This window comes from Kribbella sp. NPDC051770 (genome assembly GCF_040681455.1).
In the GTDB taxonomy this organism is placed as follows: domain Bacteria; phylum Actinomycetota; class Actinomycetes; order Propionibacteriales; family Kribbellaceae; genus Kribbella.
The window spans coordinates 92,101-107,753 of the sequence record NZ_JBFAYT010000018.1 but is presented as its reverse complement, the minus strand read 5'-3'; the positions used below and the strand labels follow the sequence as shown (position 1 = coordinate 107,753).

15 protein-coding genes and 2 tRNA genes are annotated in these 15,653 nt (G+C 69.6%); 5 read left to right on the top strand and 12 right to left on the bottom strand.

The genetic code is table 11. The features are described from left to right. Positions 1–1,128: 1,128 nt before the first annotated feature. The 4 genes from AB0M01_RS37070 to ilvA all read right to left on the bottom strand — a co-directional run bounded on the left by AB0M01_RS37070 (position 1,129) and on the right by ilvA (position 5,020). Positions 1,129–1,806 (bottom strand): response regulator transcription factor, encoded by a 678-nt coding sequence (locus AB0M01_RS37070; protein ID WP_363677249.1) that lies wholly within the window; start codon positions 1,804–1,806, stop codon positions 1,129–1,131. Then, on the bottom strand, positions 1,803–3,281 hold the full coding sequence (locus AB0M01_RS37065; protein WP_363677248.1) for a HAMP domain-containing sensor histidine kinase: 1,479 nt from the start codon (positions 3,279–3,281) through the stop codon (positions 1,803–1,805). Before AB0M01_RS37065 ends, AB0M01_RS37070 begins: the two co-directional genes overlap by 4 nt. 93 nt (positions 3,282–3,374) lie before the next feature. Beyond that, positions 3,375–3,665 carry a hypothetical protein gene (locus tag AB0M01_RS37060; RefSeq protein ID WP_363677247.1) on the bottom strand — a complete coding sequence of 97 codons (291 nt, stop codon included), beginning with the start codon at positions 3,663–3,665 and terminating at the stop codon, positions 3,375–3,377. 83 nt (positions 3,666–3,748) lie between these two features. Further along, positions 3,749–5,020: a threonine ammonia-lyase IlvA gene (ilvA, locus tag AB0M01_RS37055; protein WP_363677246.1), complete on the bottom strand. Its 1,272-nt coding sequence runs from the start codon at positions 5,018–5,020 to the stop codon at positions 3,749–3,751. Positions 5,021–5,252: 232 nt separating this feature from the next. On the opposite strand from ilvA, the gene AB0M01_RS37050 reads away from it, so the two are divergent. Beyond that, positions 5,253–6,119: an HIRAN domain-containing protein gene (locus tag AB0M01_RS37050; RefSeq protein WP_363677244.1), complete on the top strand. Its 867-nt coding sequence runs from the start codon at positions 5,253–5,255 to the stop codon at positions 6,117–6,119. 38 nt (positions 6,120–6,157) lie between these two features. On the opposite strand, the gene AB0M01_RS37045 is transcribed toward AB0M01_RS37050, so the two are convergent. The 4 genes from AB0M01_RS37045 to AB0M01_RS37030 form a co-directional block, all read right to left on the bottom strand. Continuing rightward, on the bottom strand, positions 6,158–6,880 hold the full coding sequence (locus AB0M01_RS37045) for an MBL fold metallo-hydrolase (RefSeq protein WP_363677266.1): 723 nt from the start codon (positions 6,878–6,880) through the stop codon (positions 6,158–6,160). A gap of 38 nt (positions 6,881–6,918) precedes the next feature. Continuing rightward, a complete protein-coding gene (locus tag AB0M01_RS37040; protein ID WP_363677242.1) occupies positions 6,919–7,878 on the bottom strand; it encodes an alpha/beta fold hydrolase in 960 nt (319 codons plus the stop codon). A gap of 42 nt (positions 7,879–7,920) precedes the next feature. Further along, positions 7,921–8,379 carry a hypothetical protein gene (locus AB0M01_RS37035; RefSeq protein WP_363677241.1) on the bottom strand — a complete coding sequence of 153 codons (459 nt, stop codon included), beginning with the start codon at positions 8,377–8,379 and terminating at the stop codon, positions 7,921–7,923. Between the two features lie 101 nt (positions 8,380–8,480). Next, positions 8,481–10,031, bottom strand: coding sequence for an LCP family protein (locus tag AB0M01_RS37030; protein WP_363677240.1), 1,551 nt, complete (start codon positions 10,029–10,031; stop codon positions 8,481–8,483). A gap of 297 nt (positions 10,032–10,328) precedes the next feature. On the opposite strand from AB0M01_RS37030, the gene AB0M01_RS37025 reads away from it, so the two are divergent. Further along, positions 10,329–10,418: transfer RNA gene (locus tag AB0M01_RS37025), tRNA-Ser, on the top strand. Positions 10,419–10,472: 54 nt separating this feature from the next. Here AB0M01_RS37025 and AB0M01_RS37020 read toward each other — a convergent pair. Continuing rightward, positions 10,473–11,360, bottom strand: coding sequence for an LLM class flavin-dependent oxidoreductase (locus AB0M01_RS37020; RefSeq protein WP_363677239.1), 888 nt, complete (start codon positions 11,358–11,360; stop codon positions 10,473–10,475). A gap of 145 nt (positions 11,361–11,505) precedes the next feature. On the opposite strand from AB0M01_RS37020, the gene AB0M01_RS37015 reads away from it, so the two are divergent. After that, on the top strand, positions 11,506–11,736 hold the full coding sequence (locus tag AB0M01_RS37015) for a hypothetical protein (RefSeq protein ID WP_363677238.1): 231 nt from the start codon (positions 11,506–11,508) through the stop codon (positions 11,734–11,736). Between the two features lie 106 nt (positions 11,737–11,842). Here AB0M01_RS37015 and AB0M01_RS37010 read toward each other — a convergent pair whose 3' ends face one another. Continuing rightward, positions 11,843–13,717 (bottom strand): phosphoenolpyruvate carboxykinase (GTP), encoded by a 1,875-nt coding sequence (locus AB0M01_RS37010; protein ID WP_363677237.1) that lies wholly within the window; start codon positions 13,715–13,717, stop codon positions 11,843–11,845. Between the two features lie 253 nt (positions 13,718–13,970). Further along, the gene (locus AB0M01_RS37005) at positions 13,971–14,501 is read right to left on the bottom strand and encodes a YciI family protein (protein WP_363677235.1); all 531 of its coding nucleotides are present in this window, start codon (positions 14,499–14,501) and stop codon (positions 13,971–13,973) included. Between the two features lie 133 nt (positions 14,502–14,634). Here AB0M01_RS37005 and AB0M01_RS37000 point away from each other — a divergent pair, with 133 nt between their 5' ends. Further along, the gene (locus AB0M01_RS37000) at positions 14,635–14,832 is read left to right on the top strand and encodes a hypothetical protein (protein WP_363677234.1); all 198 of its coding nucleotides are present in this window, start codon (positions 14,635–14,637) and stop codon (positions 14,830–14,832) included. Between the two features lie 52 nt (positions 14,833–14,884). Here AB0M01_RS37000 and AB0M01_RS36995 read toward each other — a convergent pair. Further along, positions 14,885–14,960 (bottom strand) — tRNA-Arg (locus tag AB0M01_RS36995). An 81-nt stretch (positions 14,961–15,041) separates the two neighbouring features. On the opposite strand from AB0M01_RS36995, the gene AB0M01_RS36990 reads away from it, so the two are divergent. Beyond that, positions 15,042–15,596: a hypothetical protein gene (locus tag AB0M01_RS36990; RefSeq protein WP_363677232.1), complete on the top strand. Its 555-nt coding sequence runs from the start codon at positions 15,042–15,044 to the stop codon at positions 15,594–15,596. The last annotated feature ends 57 nt before the right edge of the window (positions 15,597–15,653 follow it).

Sequence of the window (15,653 nt, the reverse complement as noted above, 5' to 3'; positions counted from 1 at the left end):
GCGCTGTTGGTGGGTGCTGCCAAGAAGGCGCGGCTGCGGCGGGATGAGCGGGCTGCTCAGGAGCATGAGGTGCGGGCGCAGGCTGCTGCGGCGCACGCGGAGAAGGAGCAGGCTGCGGCGGATGAGGCGGAGGCTCGGGCTCGGGAGGCTCAGGCCGTTGCCGAGGAGAAGGCTGCTGAGGCTCGGCGGTTGGCGGCGGGGGCTGCTGAGCGGCGGGAGGCTGCTGAGGGTGCTCGGGCGGAGGCTTTGGAGCATCAGCGGGAGGTGCAGCAGCTGCGGTCTGGTGGGCATGCGGGTGGAGATGCTGCAGCCGCCGGTGGGGTAGGGGCATTGGCTGGTGGAGCGACGGCGCCTGGTGAGTCGACGGACCAGCTCGGTGGAGCTGGGACGGAGCCCGGGGGCTCGAGGACCGAGTCTGGTACGCCGGGGATGGTGGCCGGTGCGTCGGGAACCGAGTCTGTTGCGCCGGGGACGGTGGCCGGTGGGTCGGGAACCGAGTCCGGTGGGACGGTGGCCGGTGCGTCGGGGACCGAGTCCGGTGTGTCCGGGACGGTGGCCGGTGGGGCGGAGCTGCGAGAGCGGCGGGATGGGACTCCGCATACTGCTACCTGGGGTGATGGGGCTCAGAGCGGGCGGGTTGCGCCGGTTGTGGATGAGCAGGGGGATGGGTGTCCGGCTGATATGGATTCTGAGCACTTTGGGGCTGGGCCGGTTGGTGAAGGGCTGAGCGACGGTGGTGAGGTTGCTGGGCAGCCGTCGACTGGGGCTGGGGCGGCCGACGAGCCGGAGCGGTCGCGGGGTGCTGAAAATGCTGTGGAGCAAGGCGCCAAGCACGCGGCGCCTCGGCGGTGAGTGAGGCGCGGGCGGCGTCTGGGTGGTAGGGCATCGGTCTCGTCGGAGTTGGTCCAGGGGTTCAACCGGAAGTGGGTCCCTTGCTCCGGCGGGGCCGATGTGTTGGTGCGGTGGTGTGGCCCGCGGGCTGTAGTGCCGTGGGGTTGGGGGAGCACACGGGGCTGGCCGGGAGCAGCGGGGGCGTGGCGATCGGGGCGCCGCGGCCGAGGACCCGATACGTCGCGGGGCAGGACGCGCGACCGCTGCTGTTCGTACGGCGTACTGGTGGTTCAGGGCTTAGTTGGTGCGGAGGCGGTAGCCCATGCCTCGGATGGTTTGGATCTTGGTGGGGCCTAGCTTCTTGCGCAGGTAGCGGATGTAGACGTCGACCACGTTGGAGCCTGGGTCGAAGTCGAAGCCCCAGACCTGGGAGAGGAGTTGTTCTCGGGACAGGACCTGGTCGGGGTGGCGGCAGAAGACTTCGGCCAGGAGGAACTCGCGGGCGGTGAGGTCGACTGTGCGGCCGTCGATGGAGGCTCGGCGGGTGCGGAGGTCGAGGCTGAGGTCGCCGACCTGGAGGATGGTGGCGTCGGGGGTGCCGGGGGTGCCGGGGGTGTCGCTGCGGAGGCGCAGGCGGATGCGGGCCAGGAGTTCTTCGAAGGCGAAGGGTTTGGCGATGTAGTCGTCGGCGCCGCCTTCGAGGCCGGCGACGGTGTCGCGGATGCTGTCCCGGGCGGTGAGGATGATGACCGGGATGCTCACGCGGGACTCGCGGAGGCGGCGGAGGACGGTGAAGCCGTCGACCTTGGGGAGGCCGATGTCGAGGATCAGCAGGTCGTAGGCGCCGGTGGCGGCCTCCTGGTACGCCGATTCGCCGTCGGGGACGACGGTGGTGATGAAGCCGTTGCTGCGCAGGCCTCGTTCGACGAAGGAGGCGATCCGGTCCTCGTCCTCGGCGATCAGGATCCTGTTCATCGGGGGGTCCCCTCGGTGGGTGTCAGTGGCAGGACCAGCTCGAAGCGGGCGCCGGCGGGCGAAGGAGGGCCTTCGACAGAGCTGGGGCTGGGGTTTGCTGGAGGGGTGCTGCTGGGTGCCGGGTTGTTGGTGAGGCGGGTCGGCGGTGGGTTGTCGACGAGGTGGGCTTCGCCGCCGTGGGCCTGGGCGATGGAGCGGACGATGGCGAGGCCCAGGCCGGCGCCCTCGGTCCGGGTCTGGTTGTTGCCTCGGGCAAATCTTTCGAAGATGCGGTGCCGGTCGCTCGGGGCGACGCCGGTGCCCGTGTCGGCGACCCAGAGGTGTACGTGGGGTGTGGGTGGACAGTGAGCGCCGGGAACGTCCGCGTAGTGAACGCAAGAGCCCACGGCGATCCGGTCGTCGGGAGTCGTGTGGCGGACGGCGTTCGAGACCAGTTGCATCAACGCCTGGGTGAGACGTTGGCCATCGGCGGTGACGGTGGTGTCGGCGGTCTCGTCCACGCGCCAGGTGCGCGAGGCAAGGGGACGAGCCTTGGCGACGACCTCGACCACCAGTTCGGTGAGGTTGACCTCCTCGAGTTTCAGGAAGTCGGGGCGCCCACTCTTGGCCAGCACCAGGAGGTCGTCGACCATGCGATTCATCCGGGCGAGCTCGTCGAGCACCAGCGTGCGGGTCGCGGCCTGGTCGCGGGGATCGTTGCTCATCAGCTCCAGGTGGCCGCGGATGACGGTGATGGGGGTGCGGAGCTCGTGGCCGGCGTTGTCGACGAACTCGCGCTGGGCCACGAACGCCGTCTCCAGGCGGTCGAGCATGGTGTTGAAGGTCCGCGCGAGCTGGGCCACGTCATCGTTGCCTATGACATCGATCCGGCGGCGCAGGTCGGACTCGCTGATCTGCTCGGCGGTCGTGCGGACCTCGCGGATGGGCGCGAGCACCCGCCCGGTGACGACCCAGCAGGCGCCCGCCGCCATCGCCAGCGTGATGACGCCGATCAGGGCCAGGGCCTTGGTCGCGTCCTCCAACGGTTGCGCGATCAGGTCGCGGAACTCCAGCAGGACGAGCTGGGCGCGGACCGGATCCGATCCGACCTGCACCGGAATCACGCCGTACCGGACACGCCCCGCGGTGCTCTCGATCCACCCGTACTGCGGGGTGGTGGCCGACGCGATGCGCTGGACGAACGCGGCGTCGGTGTCGAGCCGGGCGGGTGGGGTGCCGAGGCTGCGGTGGTCGGCGCGGCCGTCGAGGACGGTGAAGAACGCTTCGGAGGTGTCGGGCAGGTTGGTCCGCAGCCAGAAGTCGAGGAGCTCCTCGGGGGTCTTCAACGGCGCGGCTGCCGGAGAGCCGGTGAACGAGCGGAACTTGGTCGCCTCGTGGGTCAGCTCGGCGTCGGCGGACGCGTCGGAGCGCGCCGAGAGGAGCTGCCAGGTCAGGAAGACGACGGCGGCGACCGCCAGGGCCAGGACGGCGAGCATCCAGCCGATGATGCGGACGCGGGCACTGACGCCGCCGCGCGCTCTCAGAGCCGTCCCCACAAAGCCGACAGACACAGGCACGGACACCTGAGCTCAGTCATCGTCGTCCAGATCGTCGTCGATGCCGTCGTCGTCGCGGTCGTCGTCGTCACCGGCGGTCCGCGGGCTCCCCGGCGTCACCGGATCCGCCCCCGGCCGGCTCGGCGGCACAACAGTAGGAGCGGGAGTAGGAGTAGGAGTAGGCGACACCGAAGCCCCAGCCGGTACGACGACCGTCTCGCCCAGCCCCGGCGCCGACCGCCCACCCAGGTACTGGGTCAGCCCGAACCCGGCCACTGCCAGCACGAGGGCAACAGCCAGGTAGATCAGGCGCGGAGATCGCATGCTCACAGCTTGCGATCCCTCCCGAAGAACCGCATGAGCCGAACATTACAGAGTTCTCATCAAAGGCCGGCTCACAACGACGTTCAGATCAGGAACCGGAACTCCGACGACCCCGGGTCGATCCGCTCGATCGTCAGCGGCGCCGCCTCCATCCGCTCCAGCAACCCGTCCAGATCCCCGGGCCGCCCGATCTCGATCCCCACCAACGCGACCCCGGTCTCCCGGTTGTTCCGCTTCACGTACTCGAACAACGTGATGTCGTCGTCCAGCCCGAGCACCTGGTCGAGGAACTGCCGCAGCGCCCCCGGCTCCTGCGGGAACGTCACCAGGAAGTAGTGCTTGAGCCCTTCGTGCACCAGCGACCGCTCGAGGATCTCGCCGTACCGGCTGACGTCGTTGTTGCCACCGGACAGCAGGCACACCACGGTCTCGCCGGGCTTGGCGTCCACAGCGCGACCCAGGGCAGCGGCCGCCAGAGCGCCGGCGGGCTCGGCGATCAACCCGTCGGTCTGGTAGAGCTCCAGCATCTCCGAGCACACCAAACCCTCGGGCACCGACACCATCTCGATCCCAGCCGCGGCAACGATCGGCAGCGTCGCCGCACCAACCCGTCGTACGGCGGCGCCGTCGACGAAGCTGTCGAGCTGCTCCAGCGTCACCGGCTCACCAGCAGCCAACGCGGCCGCCATGCTCGCCGCACCAGCAGGCTCCACTCCCACGATCCGTACGCCGGGATGCCGCTCGGCCAGGTAGGTCGTCACCCCGGCGATCAGCCCGCCACCACCCACGGGAACCACCAGTACGTCGGGTGCGTGCCCGAGCTGCGACACGATCTCGACGGCCACAGTCCCTTGTCCTGCAACGGTTCTCGGGTCGTCGAACGCCGGCACCAGGGTCGCCCCGGTGCCCGCAGCGAACGCGAGCGCGGCCGCGGCCGCGTCGTCGTACGAGTCGCCGGTGATGATCACCTCGATGTGCGATCCACCGAGCGCGGCGATCCGGTCGCGCTTCTGCCGCGGCGTCGTGCGCGGGACGTAGACGCGGCCGTGCACGCCGAGCGCGTGGCAGGAGTACGCGAGCCCTTGGCCGTGGTTGCCTGCGGAGGCACAGACGACGCCGGCCTTCTTCTCGGCGGCACTCAGCTGGGCGATCAGGTTGTACGCCCCACGGAGCTTGTACGAGCGGCCGATCTGCAGGTCCTCGCGCTTCAGCCAGACGTCGGCGCCGGTGCGTGCGGAGAGTCGCGGGTTGCGCTGCAGGGGAGTCCGCAGCGCGACGCCGTCGAGACGGCCGACGGCCTGTTCCACAGCGGTTGCGCGGACGGTCGATCGAGCGACTGTTTCACTGCCCTGCATGACGTTCCTTCCCGTGCAAATGCACGTGATTCACCGATTTTCCCGCAGCCCAAGACGCGCTGGTTCCACAGTACGGACGGCCGGACACCGTTGAGCAACAGGTCCACATTTCGATGCGTGAAAAGGCCGCCGGCTGGGCAGTCTAGTTCTCATACGCTCACTCGGTGTAACGGCCAGGGTCCTGGACGGGATGAGCCGAGTAAACCGGTCAACGGGGACTGGAGGGCAACAGATGGAACTGATTCCGTTCAGTCTGTGGGGAGACGCCCTGTGGTGTGGTCAGGAGGTCGTGCGGGAAGCCCCGCACGAGCAGGCGATTCGCAGCCTGTTTCCCGACCCCATCCCAGCGCGAGGAGCAGACCTGGACACCGACGCGGATCTCGTCCCGGAACCGCACAACCGCTTCGACCCGCGCTCGATCGCTGTTCGGGTGCAGGGCAAGGTGGTCGGCTACCTGCCGAGGGACGACGCGCACCGGTACCACCCGGTGCTGTCAGAACTGGTGGCACAGGGCCTGCAACCGCAGGTCCCTTGCCACCTGCGGGTCAGTGAGTGGGAACCGGCGGACTGGGAAGGCAAGGGCGACCAGGGCACCGAGTTCCACGCCAGCGTGGCAGTCGCCATGGGTCAGCCGCACATGCTGGTCCCGGTCAACCTGCCACCACCCGGGAGCTACCACGTGCTGCCACCGGGCAGCGGCATCGTGGTGCCGGGCAGCGAGGTGCACCCGGACGTGCTGGCGCCGTTCTTCCGGCCGGAAGGCGAGTGCTGGGCGTACGGGACCATGCACGCCGTCGAGGAGGACGACGGCATCAACGACCGGCACCAGGTGGTGGTCGAGATCCGGCTGGACGACGACCCGGTGGGCCGGCTCAGTCCGCGGCTCAGCGCCGAGTTCCTGCCGGCCATCCACTACCTCGCCGACATGCGGGCGGAGACGGCCGCCCGGGTCGCCGTACGCGGCGACCGTTTCGCCTCGGAGGTGATCCTCTACGCGGCCCGGAGTCACGACCTGCCGGCCACCTGGCCGGACGGTCTGACCCGTTCCCCAGTCGCTTCCCCGACCTGGCACTACTGGGCCGGCAAAGAGGCCAACTGACCAAGGCCAACGGCGGACGCGCAGTACTCACCAATCAGTCAGGTGGTGGCGGGTACTGCGGGTCTACCAGGGGTCCAAGGTCTGACCGACCTCCGCACAGGGCCGCCGAACACTTCGGCGGCCCTCGCGGTGGCCTCTGAGGGGTCCAGCGACGGCCCGACGTGCGTCACGACCAACCGCCGTACGCCGGTACGCCGTGCAAGCGCTCCGGCCTGCTCCGGTGTGTGGTGCACAGCAGTCTCCTCGCCCGAGTCCGCCTCGCACAGCAGCAGGTCCACACCGTCGGCCAACAAGTCCAGAGCCGGGCAGGGCGCGCAGTCACCGGAGTACGCCAACGTCCTGCCCTCAGCAGACGCCCGCAGCCCGTAGGCATCGCAGCCGTGCTCCACCGAGCGACTGACCAGCGACAGCCCACCCAGCTCGACAGTCAGCCCGTCGTGCAACTCCAGGAGCTCCAGTACGTCGCTGACGAAGCCCGCGTCGTCCTGCTCGAAGAACCCGGCCAGCCGCTTCCCCAACGCCGCCGGTGCGTAGACCGGCAACGGCTGAGTCAGCGGCGGCAACAGCCCGTACGCCAAGGCGTAGTAGGCGTTCAGCAGGTCTCCCACGTGGTCCAGGTGCAAGTGGGAGATCCACACGGCGTCGAGCTGGTCCAGCGTCGTGTGCCGGAGCAACTCGGCCAGCGAGCCCGGACCTGCGTCCAGCCAGACCTGGGCGCCGCCGCCGGCCAGCAGATAGCCCGAGCAGGGTCGGTCCGGCAGCGGGTAGGGGGCAGCAGTACCAAGAACTGTGAGGCTGCTCAGAGCTTCGCGCCGATCAGCTGGTAGATCTCGTCGTGGGCCCCGGGCAGGTCGTCGTGGCCGAGGTCCGGGTAGGTCCGCAGCTCCTTCACGCCGGTGAGCTTGTTGTAGATCGCGTACTGCGTGGAGGGCGGGCAGACCTGGTCCTCCAGCCCGGTGAAGAGCGTCACCTCGGCCCGGATCCGTGCGGCCAGGTGCTGTACGTCGATGTAGCCCAGCGTCGTGAACACCTCCTGCTCGCGCAGGTGCCGCGGGTCGCGCTTCTTGAACCAGGTGGTGATCTCGTCGTACGGGCCGGTGTCCAGGTTGAGCTCCCAGGCGCGCTGGTAGTCGGTGAGGAACGGGTAGACGCTGGCGGCGTACTTGATCTCCGGAGTGAGCGCGGCGCAGACCAGGGACAGCCCGCCGCCCTGGCTCCAACCGGTGGTGGCGACGCGCGAGGCGTCGACCTCGGGCAGCGCACGGATCAGGTCGGCCAGGCGGCGGGTATCGAGGAACACGTGCTTGTAGAGCAGCGTGTCCGGGCCGCCGTCGAGGCCGTGCACGAGGTGGTTGTGCAGGCTGAAGCTGTTCGGCTCCTGCGACGCGGTGCGGTACCCGACCTGCTCCCGTACGTCGAGCGCCGCGACGGTGAAGCCGCGGGCGGCGTACGGCAGGAGGTCGACCCAGCGCGGCTGCTCGCCGCCGTACCCGTGGAACATCAGTACGGCGGGCCCGGTGGGCTCAGCGGGCCGGATCACCTTGGCGTGCACGCGGTAGCCGCCGGTGCCGTTGAAGTACAGGTGCTGCGCGGTCGCCGTCGTCAGCGGGAAGTCGGTGGCGTCGACGAACGACGCCTCGGCGTCGATCCCGGCCAGCTCGGCCAGCGCCTTGTCCCAGAACGCGTCGAAGTCGTCCGGGCGCGGGTTCGTGCCCTGGTAGACGCTCAGTTCCTCCGCAGACAGCTCGAACGACAGCACGGGCGACTCCTTCGCTCAGATCCGGACAAAATCCACCACGGATCATTCTGCGCGATCGGCGTTCTCCCCGGCAGTGCCGTCCCAGATGGTGTAGCCGTGCGCCTTGTTCAGGCGCTCGCGCAGATCGGCCGCGAGCTGCTCGTCGCGGCCGGGCGCGAGCCAGCGGACCGGGATCAGGATCGAGCCGTCCTTGTGCTTGGTCCGCAGGACGACGGCCTCGCCGTGCGTGGTCTCGACGCGGCCGACCTCGGTGACGTCGGTCCAGTCGGTCTTCACGCCACGGACCTCGAGCTGGTCGGCGCCGAGCTTCAGCAGCACCGGCGGGCGGAGCAGGATGCCGAGGCCGAGCAGCGCGACCAAGCCGCCGAGGACGAGGAACACGGCGACCACCGCGTCCGGCAGACCGATCGCCCAGAGGATCGCGGCCAGCCCGAGCAGGATCAACCCGGCGGCCAGGACTCCGAGGAACCGTCCTGCCCGCATCCGGTACGTCGTACGCATCGCATCAGGATCTCACCCGGTACGCCGGCGCCGCCGCGCGGCCCGGCCCGGCGAGCGGCCACCAGCGAGCGCGGCAGTGCGGCGTCGGCTCGCAGCCAGGCTCAGGGGTTGGCCGGGTGGTACGCGCAGGCGTCCGCGAGGTCCTCGGTGCCGCCGGCCGGCGGCTTCGGCGGAGTGGCCGGCTTGCCCGTCGACGGCTTGCGGGTCGGCGTCCCGGTGGTCGAGGCGACCGGCTTCTTGTTCGCGATCGCGTTCTGGACGATCTCGGCCATCGCCTCGTAGTTCGGGTGCTGGCCGCTGGGGAAGTTCTTCTTCTTGTCCAGGTCGATGTTGGTCACCTTGGCGCTCTTCACCTTGAGCCCGAGCTCGATGAAGGCCGGCAGGATCTCCTGCGGGATGTCGGTCTGTAGCAGCTTCTTGCTGGCCGACGCGATCTGCTGGTACTTCGTGACCAGCGTCGTCGGGTTCGCGCTGCCGACGATCGCGTGGATCGTGCAGCGCTGCCGCTCCTGCCGGGAGGCGTCGTCCAGGCCGTACCGGCCGCGGGCGAACCAGAGCGCGTCGTGCCCGTTCAGCTTCTGGTCCGGGCCGGGCTGCAGGTAGTCCTTGGGCAGGATGTCGTCGGCCGAGCCGGGGCCCTTGTAGTCGCCGCCGATCGGGACCTTGTAGTTGATGTTGACCTTGATCCCGCCGAGCGCGTCGACGATCGACTCGAAGCCCTTGAGGTTGACCTGCATGTAGTAGTCGATGTCGAGGCCGAGCGCGGCGCCCGCCGAGACCTTGAGCACGTCGGCGCCCTCGTTGTCCGAGGCGCCGAGCGCGCGCGGGTGGGCGGCCGGCAGGTTGCGGTACATCGCGTCCAGGTAGAACTCGGGCTGCTCGGCCGGGCCGTCGGGGTCGTAGAAGCCGTTCGGGTAGAACTTGTGCAGCGGCGAGTCCTCCGGGAACGGCATCCGCATCCAGTTCCGGCTGAGCGAGATCAGCTTGGTGTCGCCGGTCTTGGTGTCGATGCTGGCGACCATCACCGTGTCGGTCCGGGTGCCCTCGCGGCCGGCGCCGTCGTCCGCGCCGAGCAGCAGCAGGTTCAGCCGGGGGGTGTTCTCCCAGGGGTCCTTCTTGTCCTCGACCTTCGGCCGGGTCGCGCTCTTGGAGTTGCCCTCGGAGGCGAACACGCTGCCGACCAGGTCGCGCTGGGCCATCACCGACTGCGCGGCGACGGTGGTCGGTACGGCGATGCCGAAGCAGAGCAGGCCGACGAACGCCGAGCCGGCCAGCCGGCCGACCGCGGTCAGGCTGACCGGGCGGAGCAGCTTGTGCGAGGCGACCACGATCCAGATCCAGAGCAGGCCGAGCACGATCACCGCGGCGGTCGCGATCAGCAGCTGGCTCGGGTCGACCGCCAGCGTGAGCACGGCGTCACGCTTGGTCAGGCCGATGAACGCGAGCAGTCCGAGCAGGCCGACGCTGAGCGTCATCACGAAGGCGCCGAGCTTGGTCCGGCCGCCCATCACGAACCCGGAGCCGGGGATCAGGGCGCTGACCAGGGTGAGGCCGATCGCCTTCGAGACGGTCCGGGCGCGGTGCGCCTTGTGGCGCGACCGGTTGGCCTTGGGTGCAGACCTCCGGCCGGCTGCGCGAGTGCTCCGCGACATGGCTCCGTTTCCCTGGGATCGACGACGGGTGGCGGCGATACGGGCCCGCGGCAGGCGGGCCTGGGGGCAGGCTGAGTCCGGGTGGGATCAGCTTCCCGCTACTACAGACGCCGTCACGGCCTCCTCGGTTGACTCCGGCGTCGACCCCCGTCGATTCGGCCAGATTACAGGGGGCCCGGGCAACACTCACAAGGCGTCCTGATCCGGCCGCGCCGCGTGCCGCGGAGCCCGCTTTGCCCCGACGGCGTCTCGCCGGATAGTCTTGGGCGTCGTCGCGTCCCGTGAGGGACCGTCGGAGGAGGCGTCGCCTAGTCCGGTCGATGGCGCCCGCCTGCTAAGCGGGTTGAGGGTAAACCCCTCTCGCGAGTTCAAATCTCGCCGCCTCCGCAGTACGAAGAGCCGCCAGCACCCGCTGGCGGCTCTTCGCGTTCACGGCGAGTTTCAGCCGAACGCCAGCCGCTTCGCCGCGGCCAGCCGCTCCACCGAGCGCGTCGTCACCGGCTCCAGCCCGACGATCAGGTGCTCGACCCCCAGTTCGGCGTACGCCGTGAAGACGCCGGCGAGCTCCTCGACGGATCCGGCGAACCCGCTCGGGTCGCCCGCGTCGCGCTGCTCGGGGTCGCGGATCGTCAGACCGACCGTCTTGGCCACCTCCGCGGCCGGCCGGTTGTTCCGGGCCAGCGCCTTGTCGAAGTCGGCGAGCCGCCCGCGCAGCTTGTCGTCGACCGCGCCGAACCAGGCGGTGTTCCACTGGTCGGCCCACTGCGCGGTCAGGTCGAGCATCCGCGGCTGCCGGGAGGCGACCAGGATCGGGATCCGCCGCTCCGGCATCGGCGCCAGCACGGCCTCGTCGACCGCGTAGTACGTGCCCTTGCTGGTCACCGTCTCGCCGCGGATCAGCCGGGCGACGATCTCGACCCACTCCGCGAACCGGGACGCCCGGTGGTCGGTCGGCAGCCCGAACGCCTCGTACTCCGGGTCGTGCCAGCCGGCGCCGACACCGAGGATCACGCGGCCACCCGACACCTCGTCCAGCGTCGCGGCCATCTGCGCGACCAGCCCGGGGTCGCGGAACGTCGAGCAGAGCACCATCGTGCCCAGCTCGACCCGCTCGGTCACCGCCCCGACCGCGCTGAGCAGCGTCCACGCCTCGTGCATGCCGTGCGTCGTACCGGCGGCGTCGCGGTAGAAGAAGTGGTCGGCCAGCCAGACCGAGTCGAGCCCGTTCTGCTCGGTCGCGAGCGCGATCTCGCGGGTGTCGGCCCACCGCGGCATCTGTCCGTCCGGTCCGTCGCCCTGGCCGACCGGCAGCATCACACCAAGTTTCATCTGGCCAACATAAGTGCCCCAACGGCGTGCCTGCAGGTGTGGCGGGGTTTCGGGATGGGTAACTGGGGAGGTGCCCGGCGGGTGAGGCCGCGGTGAGGAGCGGGCGCAGGAGAAGCCTTTGACCTCACGAAAGGGTGTGGTGGCGGTGACGGATTCAGCCGTCCGACCGCAGGTGTACGACCTCCGTTTGTTCCTCCAGCTGTCGCTGCCGGCGCATGTCGCCTGCTACGTCGACGGCGCCTGGCGACCGGCCTGGCTGGTCAGCAGGTTGCACTGCGGAGACGGCTGGGTCGCAGTGGTCCAGTACGACGGCCCGAACAGCCAGGAGCTCACCGCACGGCTCCCGGTCGACCGCATCGCGCCACCGCGCCTCTGACTCGGCGCCACGACCTCCTGGCGGGCGAAAGCGCCCCGCCCCGATCACGGGACGAGGCGCTTCGCGCGCTCCGGCGTACTGGCTTCCGGTCAGCCGCCGGCGTTCATCAGGCGCCGAGGCGGCTGCGCAGCGCGTCCAGCTCGAGCCGCAGCTCGGCCGGGACGGTGTCGCCGAGCTTGGCGAACCACTCCTCGATCAGCGGCAGCTCGGCCTTCCACTCCTCGGCGTCCACGTTCAGCGCGACCTGCAGCGCCTCCGGCGTCAGGTCCAGCCCGCTGACGTCGAGCGCGTCCGCGGTCGGTACGGCGCCGACCGGCGTCTCGTCGGCGGCGGCGCGGCCCTCGATCCGGTCGACCATCCACTTGAGCACCCGGCTGTTCTCCGAGAAGCCCGGCCAGACGAACTTGCCCGCGTCGTCCTTGCGGAACCAGTTCACGTAGAACACCTTCGGCAGCAACGCGTCGTCGTGCTCCTTGCCGACGGTCAGCCAGTGGTTCAGGTAGTCGCCGGCGTTGTAGCCGAGGAACGGCAGCATCGCCATCGGGTCGCGGCGGACCACGCCGACCTCACCGACCGCGGCGGCGGTGGTCTCCGACGACAGCGTCGCGCCCATGAAGACACCGTGCTGCCAGTTCCGCGCCTCGGTGACCAGCGGGACCGTGGTCGCGCGGCGGCCGCCGAAGATGATCGCGGAGATCGGGACGCCGTTCGGGTCGTCGTACTCGTCGGCGATGATCGGGCACTGCAGGATCGGCGTGCAGAACCGGCTGTTCGGGTGGCTGGACAGCTCGCCGTTGCCCGGCGTCCAGTCGCGGCCCTTCCAGTCGGTCAGGTGGTTCGGCGGCGTCTCGGAGTAGCCCTCCCACCAGACGTCGCCGTCGTCGGTCAGCGCGACGTTGGTGAAGACCGAGTTGCCCTTCTCGATGGTGCGCATCGCGTTCGGGTTGGTCTTCCAGCCGGTGCCCGGCGCGACGCCGAACAGGCCGAACTCCGGGTTCACGGCGTACAGGCGACCGTCCTCGCCGAAGCGCATCCAGGCGATGTCGTCGCCGAGCGTCTCGACCTCCCAGCCGTCCAGGGTCGGGTCGAGCATCGCCAGGTTGGTCTTGCCGCAGGCGCTCGGGAACGCGGCCGCGACGTAGTGCACCGACTTCTCCGGCGAGATCAGCTTCAGGATCAGCATGTGCTCGGCCAGCCAGCCCTCGTCGCGGGCCATCGCGCTGGCGATCCGCAGCGAGTAGCACTTCTTGCCGAGCAGCGAGTTGCCGCCGTAGCCGGAGCCGTACGACCAGATCGTCCGCTCCTCGGGGAACTGGACGATGTACTTCTCGTCGTTGCACGGCCACATCACGTCTTGTTCGCCGGCTTCCAGCGGCGCGCCGACCGAGTGCAGGCACGGCACGTACGGCGCGTCGGTGCCCATCTTGGCCAGCACCTCGGCGCCGGTGCGGGCCATGATCCGCATCGAGGCGACGACGTACGCCGAGTCGGTGATCTCGACGCCGAACATCGGCTTGGCGGCGCTCAGCGGACCCATGCAGAACGGGACGACGTACATCGTCCGGCCCTTCATGCTGCCCCGGTACAGGCCCGTCATCAGGGCCTTCATCTCGGCCGGGTCCATCCAGTTGTTGGTCGGGCCGGCATCGGCCTCGTCGACCGAGCAGATGAAGGTGCGCTGCTCGACCCGGGCGACGTCGGACGGGTCGGTCCGGGCCCAGAAGGAGTTCGGCTTCTTCTCGTCGTTCAGGCGGACCAGCGTGCCGGCCGCGATCAGCTCACCGGTGAGCTGGTTGTACTCGGCGTCGCTGCCGTCGACCCAGTGGATCTGGTCCGGCTGGGTGAGCGCGGCGACCTCGGCGACCCAGGCCAGCAAGCCTGCGTGCTCAGTCGGGGCGTCGGTCAGGTCGAAGGTGGTTCCTGCGGAGCTCTCGACACTGAGCGCTTCCTCGGTCTGGGCAGGGCTGGCGGTGGTCGTCATCGGCGGCTCATTCCCCTGTTCGGCGGTGTGATCTGTCGCATACCAGTCGCTGTGGTGGGCGTATACCAGTGTGCAAGTGGTACTAACCGTACGCGACCGGGTGGGGTGTTGAGAACCGCGAGTACGTGAGCCCGATCACAAAGTTCCGCCGACAACCGCTTTCCACCGGAAGTTTCCTGGCCGCGGTGGCTACCGAACGTGCTGAAGCCCCGCGCCGGGTGGTTCTGACGCGAGGCTTCGGGGTTTCGGTGGTCTAGTTGTCGGAAGGTCTGCCGCCGAAGCGCCAGACGTGCACTTCCGCTCCCGGCAGCAGTTCGGCCGCCTCGTCCGCGCTCGGCGCCTCGACGAGCGCCGCCTGCCCGACCGGCTTCCCGTCGTCGTCGAGCAGCGCGCCCGCCATGATCACGTGCGACTCCGGCAGTTCCCGCTCGACGCCGTCGAGCGCGAGCAGCAGGTACCGCGTCCATCCCGGTACGGCGCTCGCGAAGTCCCACATCGTGGTGCCGACCCGCCGGTCGAAACGGCGTACGAGGACCTCGTCGAACACCCCGCCCAGGAAGTACGGCTCGTCGTACGCGAACCGCGCGGCCGCGGCCGCGTCCGGTACGTCGAGGATGTGCAGGCTGCCGGTCGTCTCGGCGTCCTCGTCGTCGGCGGCCAGCGTCGGCCCGCGCGCGATCAGCGCACCGGCGTACGCGTCCATGAAGGCCCAGTGCTCCTCGGTCAGCGCGACCTTCAGCGCAAACGCACCGGCCCGGTCCCGCCCGTAGACGAAGTACTCCATCCGTCGATCCTCTCCTGGAACCAGTTGCCGAGGGCCCGCGTCGTACGGCTCGTTGAACCCCCGACGGGAGAAGCTTCCCCGACAAGTACGAGGTCACGCACGGGCCTCACCTCGAGTCGCACAGGAGATGAGCATGGGCAAGGCAGAGCGCGAAGCACGCCGGGACGAGCGAGGGATGCAGAAGGCGATGGACCTGCTGCGGGCTCAGAACACCGTCCCGAAGAAGCTCGAGGAGCTGGGCCACAAGAAGGCCGCGGACAACGCCCGTAAGCAGGGCGGCCGCTGGGACTCCCCCGAGGTCCGCGACGCCAGCGGCCGCGGCGGTCGCTGACCCCCGCAACGACAAAGCCTCAGGTCGTCCACCTGGTGACCTGAGGCTTTGCTGGCGCGCTCGGAGGGATTCGAACCCCCAACCTTCTGATCCGTAGTCAGATGCTCTATCCGTTGAGCTACGAGCGCAGGCAACGACGAAAACGATACAACGAGACGGCCTCGGGGTGTTAATCGGGGGCGACGGCGGGCCGGGACTACATTTCCGGCATGGACATCGGTGATCTGCTCGGTGGGCGGGATCTCAGTGACGTGAAGAAGGCCGTCGGGTTCGTGCTGGAGAACTCCGACGACTTCGAGAAGGTGCTGAAGCTGGTCAAGGAGCTGCCGGACGACGCGCTCGGGTTCATCGGCAAGCTGCCGGACCTGCTGAAGACGATCGGCGGCGGGCTGGCCGAGGCCGGGGAGCAGGCGGCGAAGGCGGCCGGTGCGCTGGTCGGGGACGACGGTGAGGGCGGCGCGCGGAAGGCGCTCAGCGGCAGCGCCACCACGATGAACGCGGCCCGCGACCGGCTGAAGGACGCGGCCGGGATGCTGTCCGGGCTGGCCGGCGAGCTGGACAAGATCCCCGGCATCGGCGACGCGGCGGCCAAGCGGCTGAACGACGGCAGTGGCCAGGTCAGCGGTGTCGCCACCGAGATCGAGAGCCTGGCCGGCAACCTGCAGGACCTCTCGGGGATCCTCGCGTCGGTCGGCGAGGCGCTGTCGGGTCTCGGCTCGAAGCTGAGCGAGTCCGGCGGCACCGTCAGAACTTTGCTCGGCTGAGACGGAACCAGACCCTGGTCGCGCTCGTCTAAGCCGCGTTGTCGGGCGGTCGAAAGG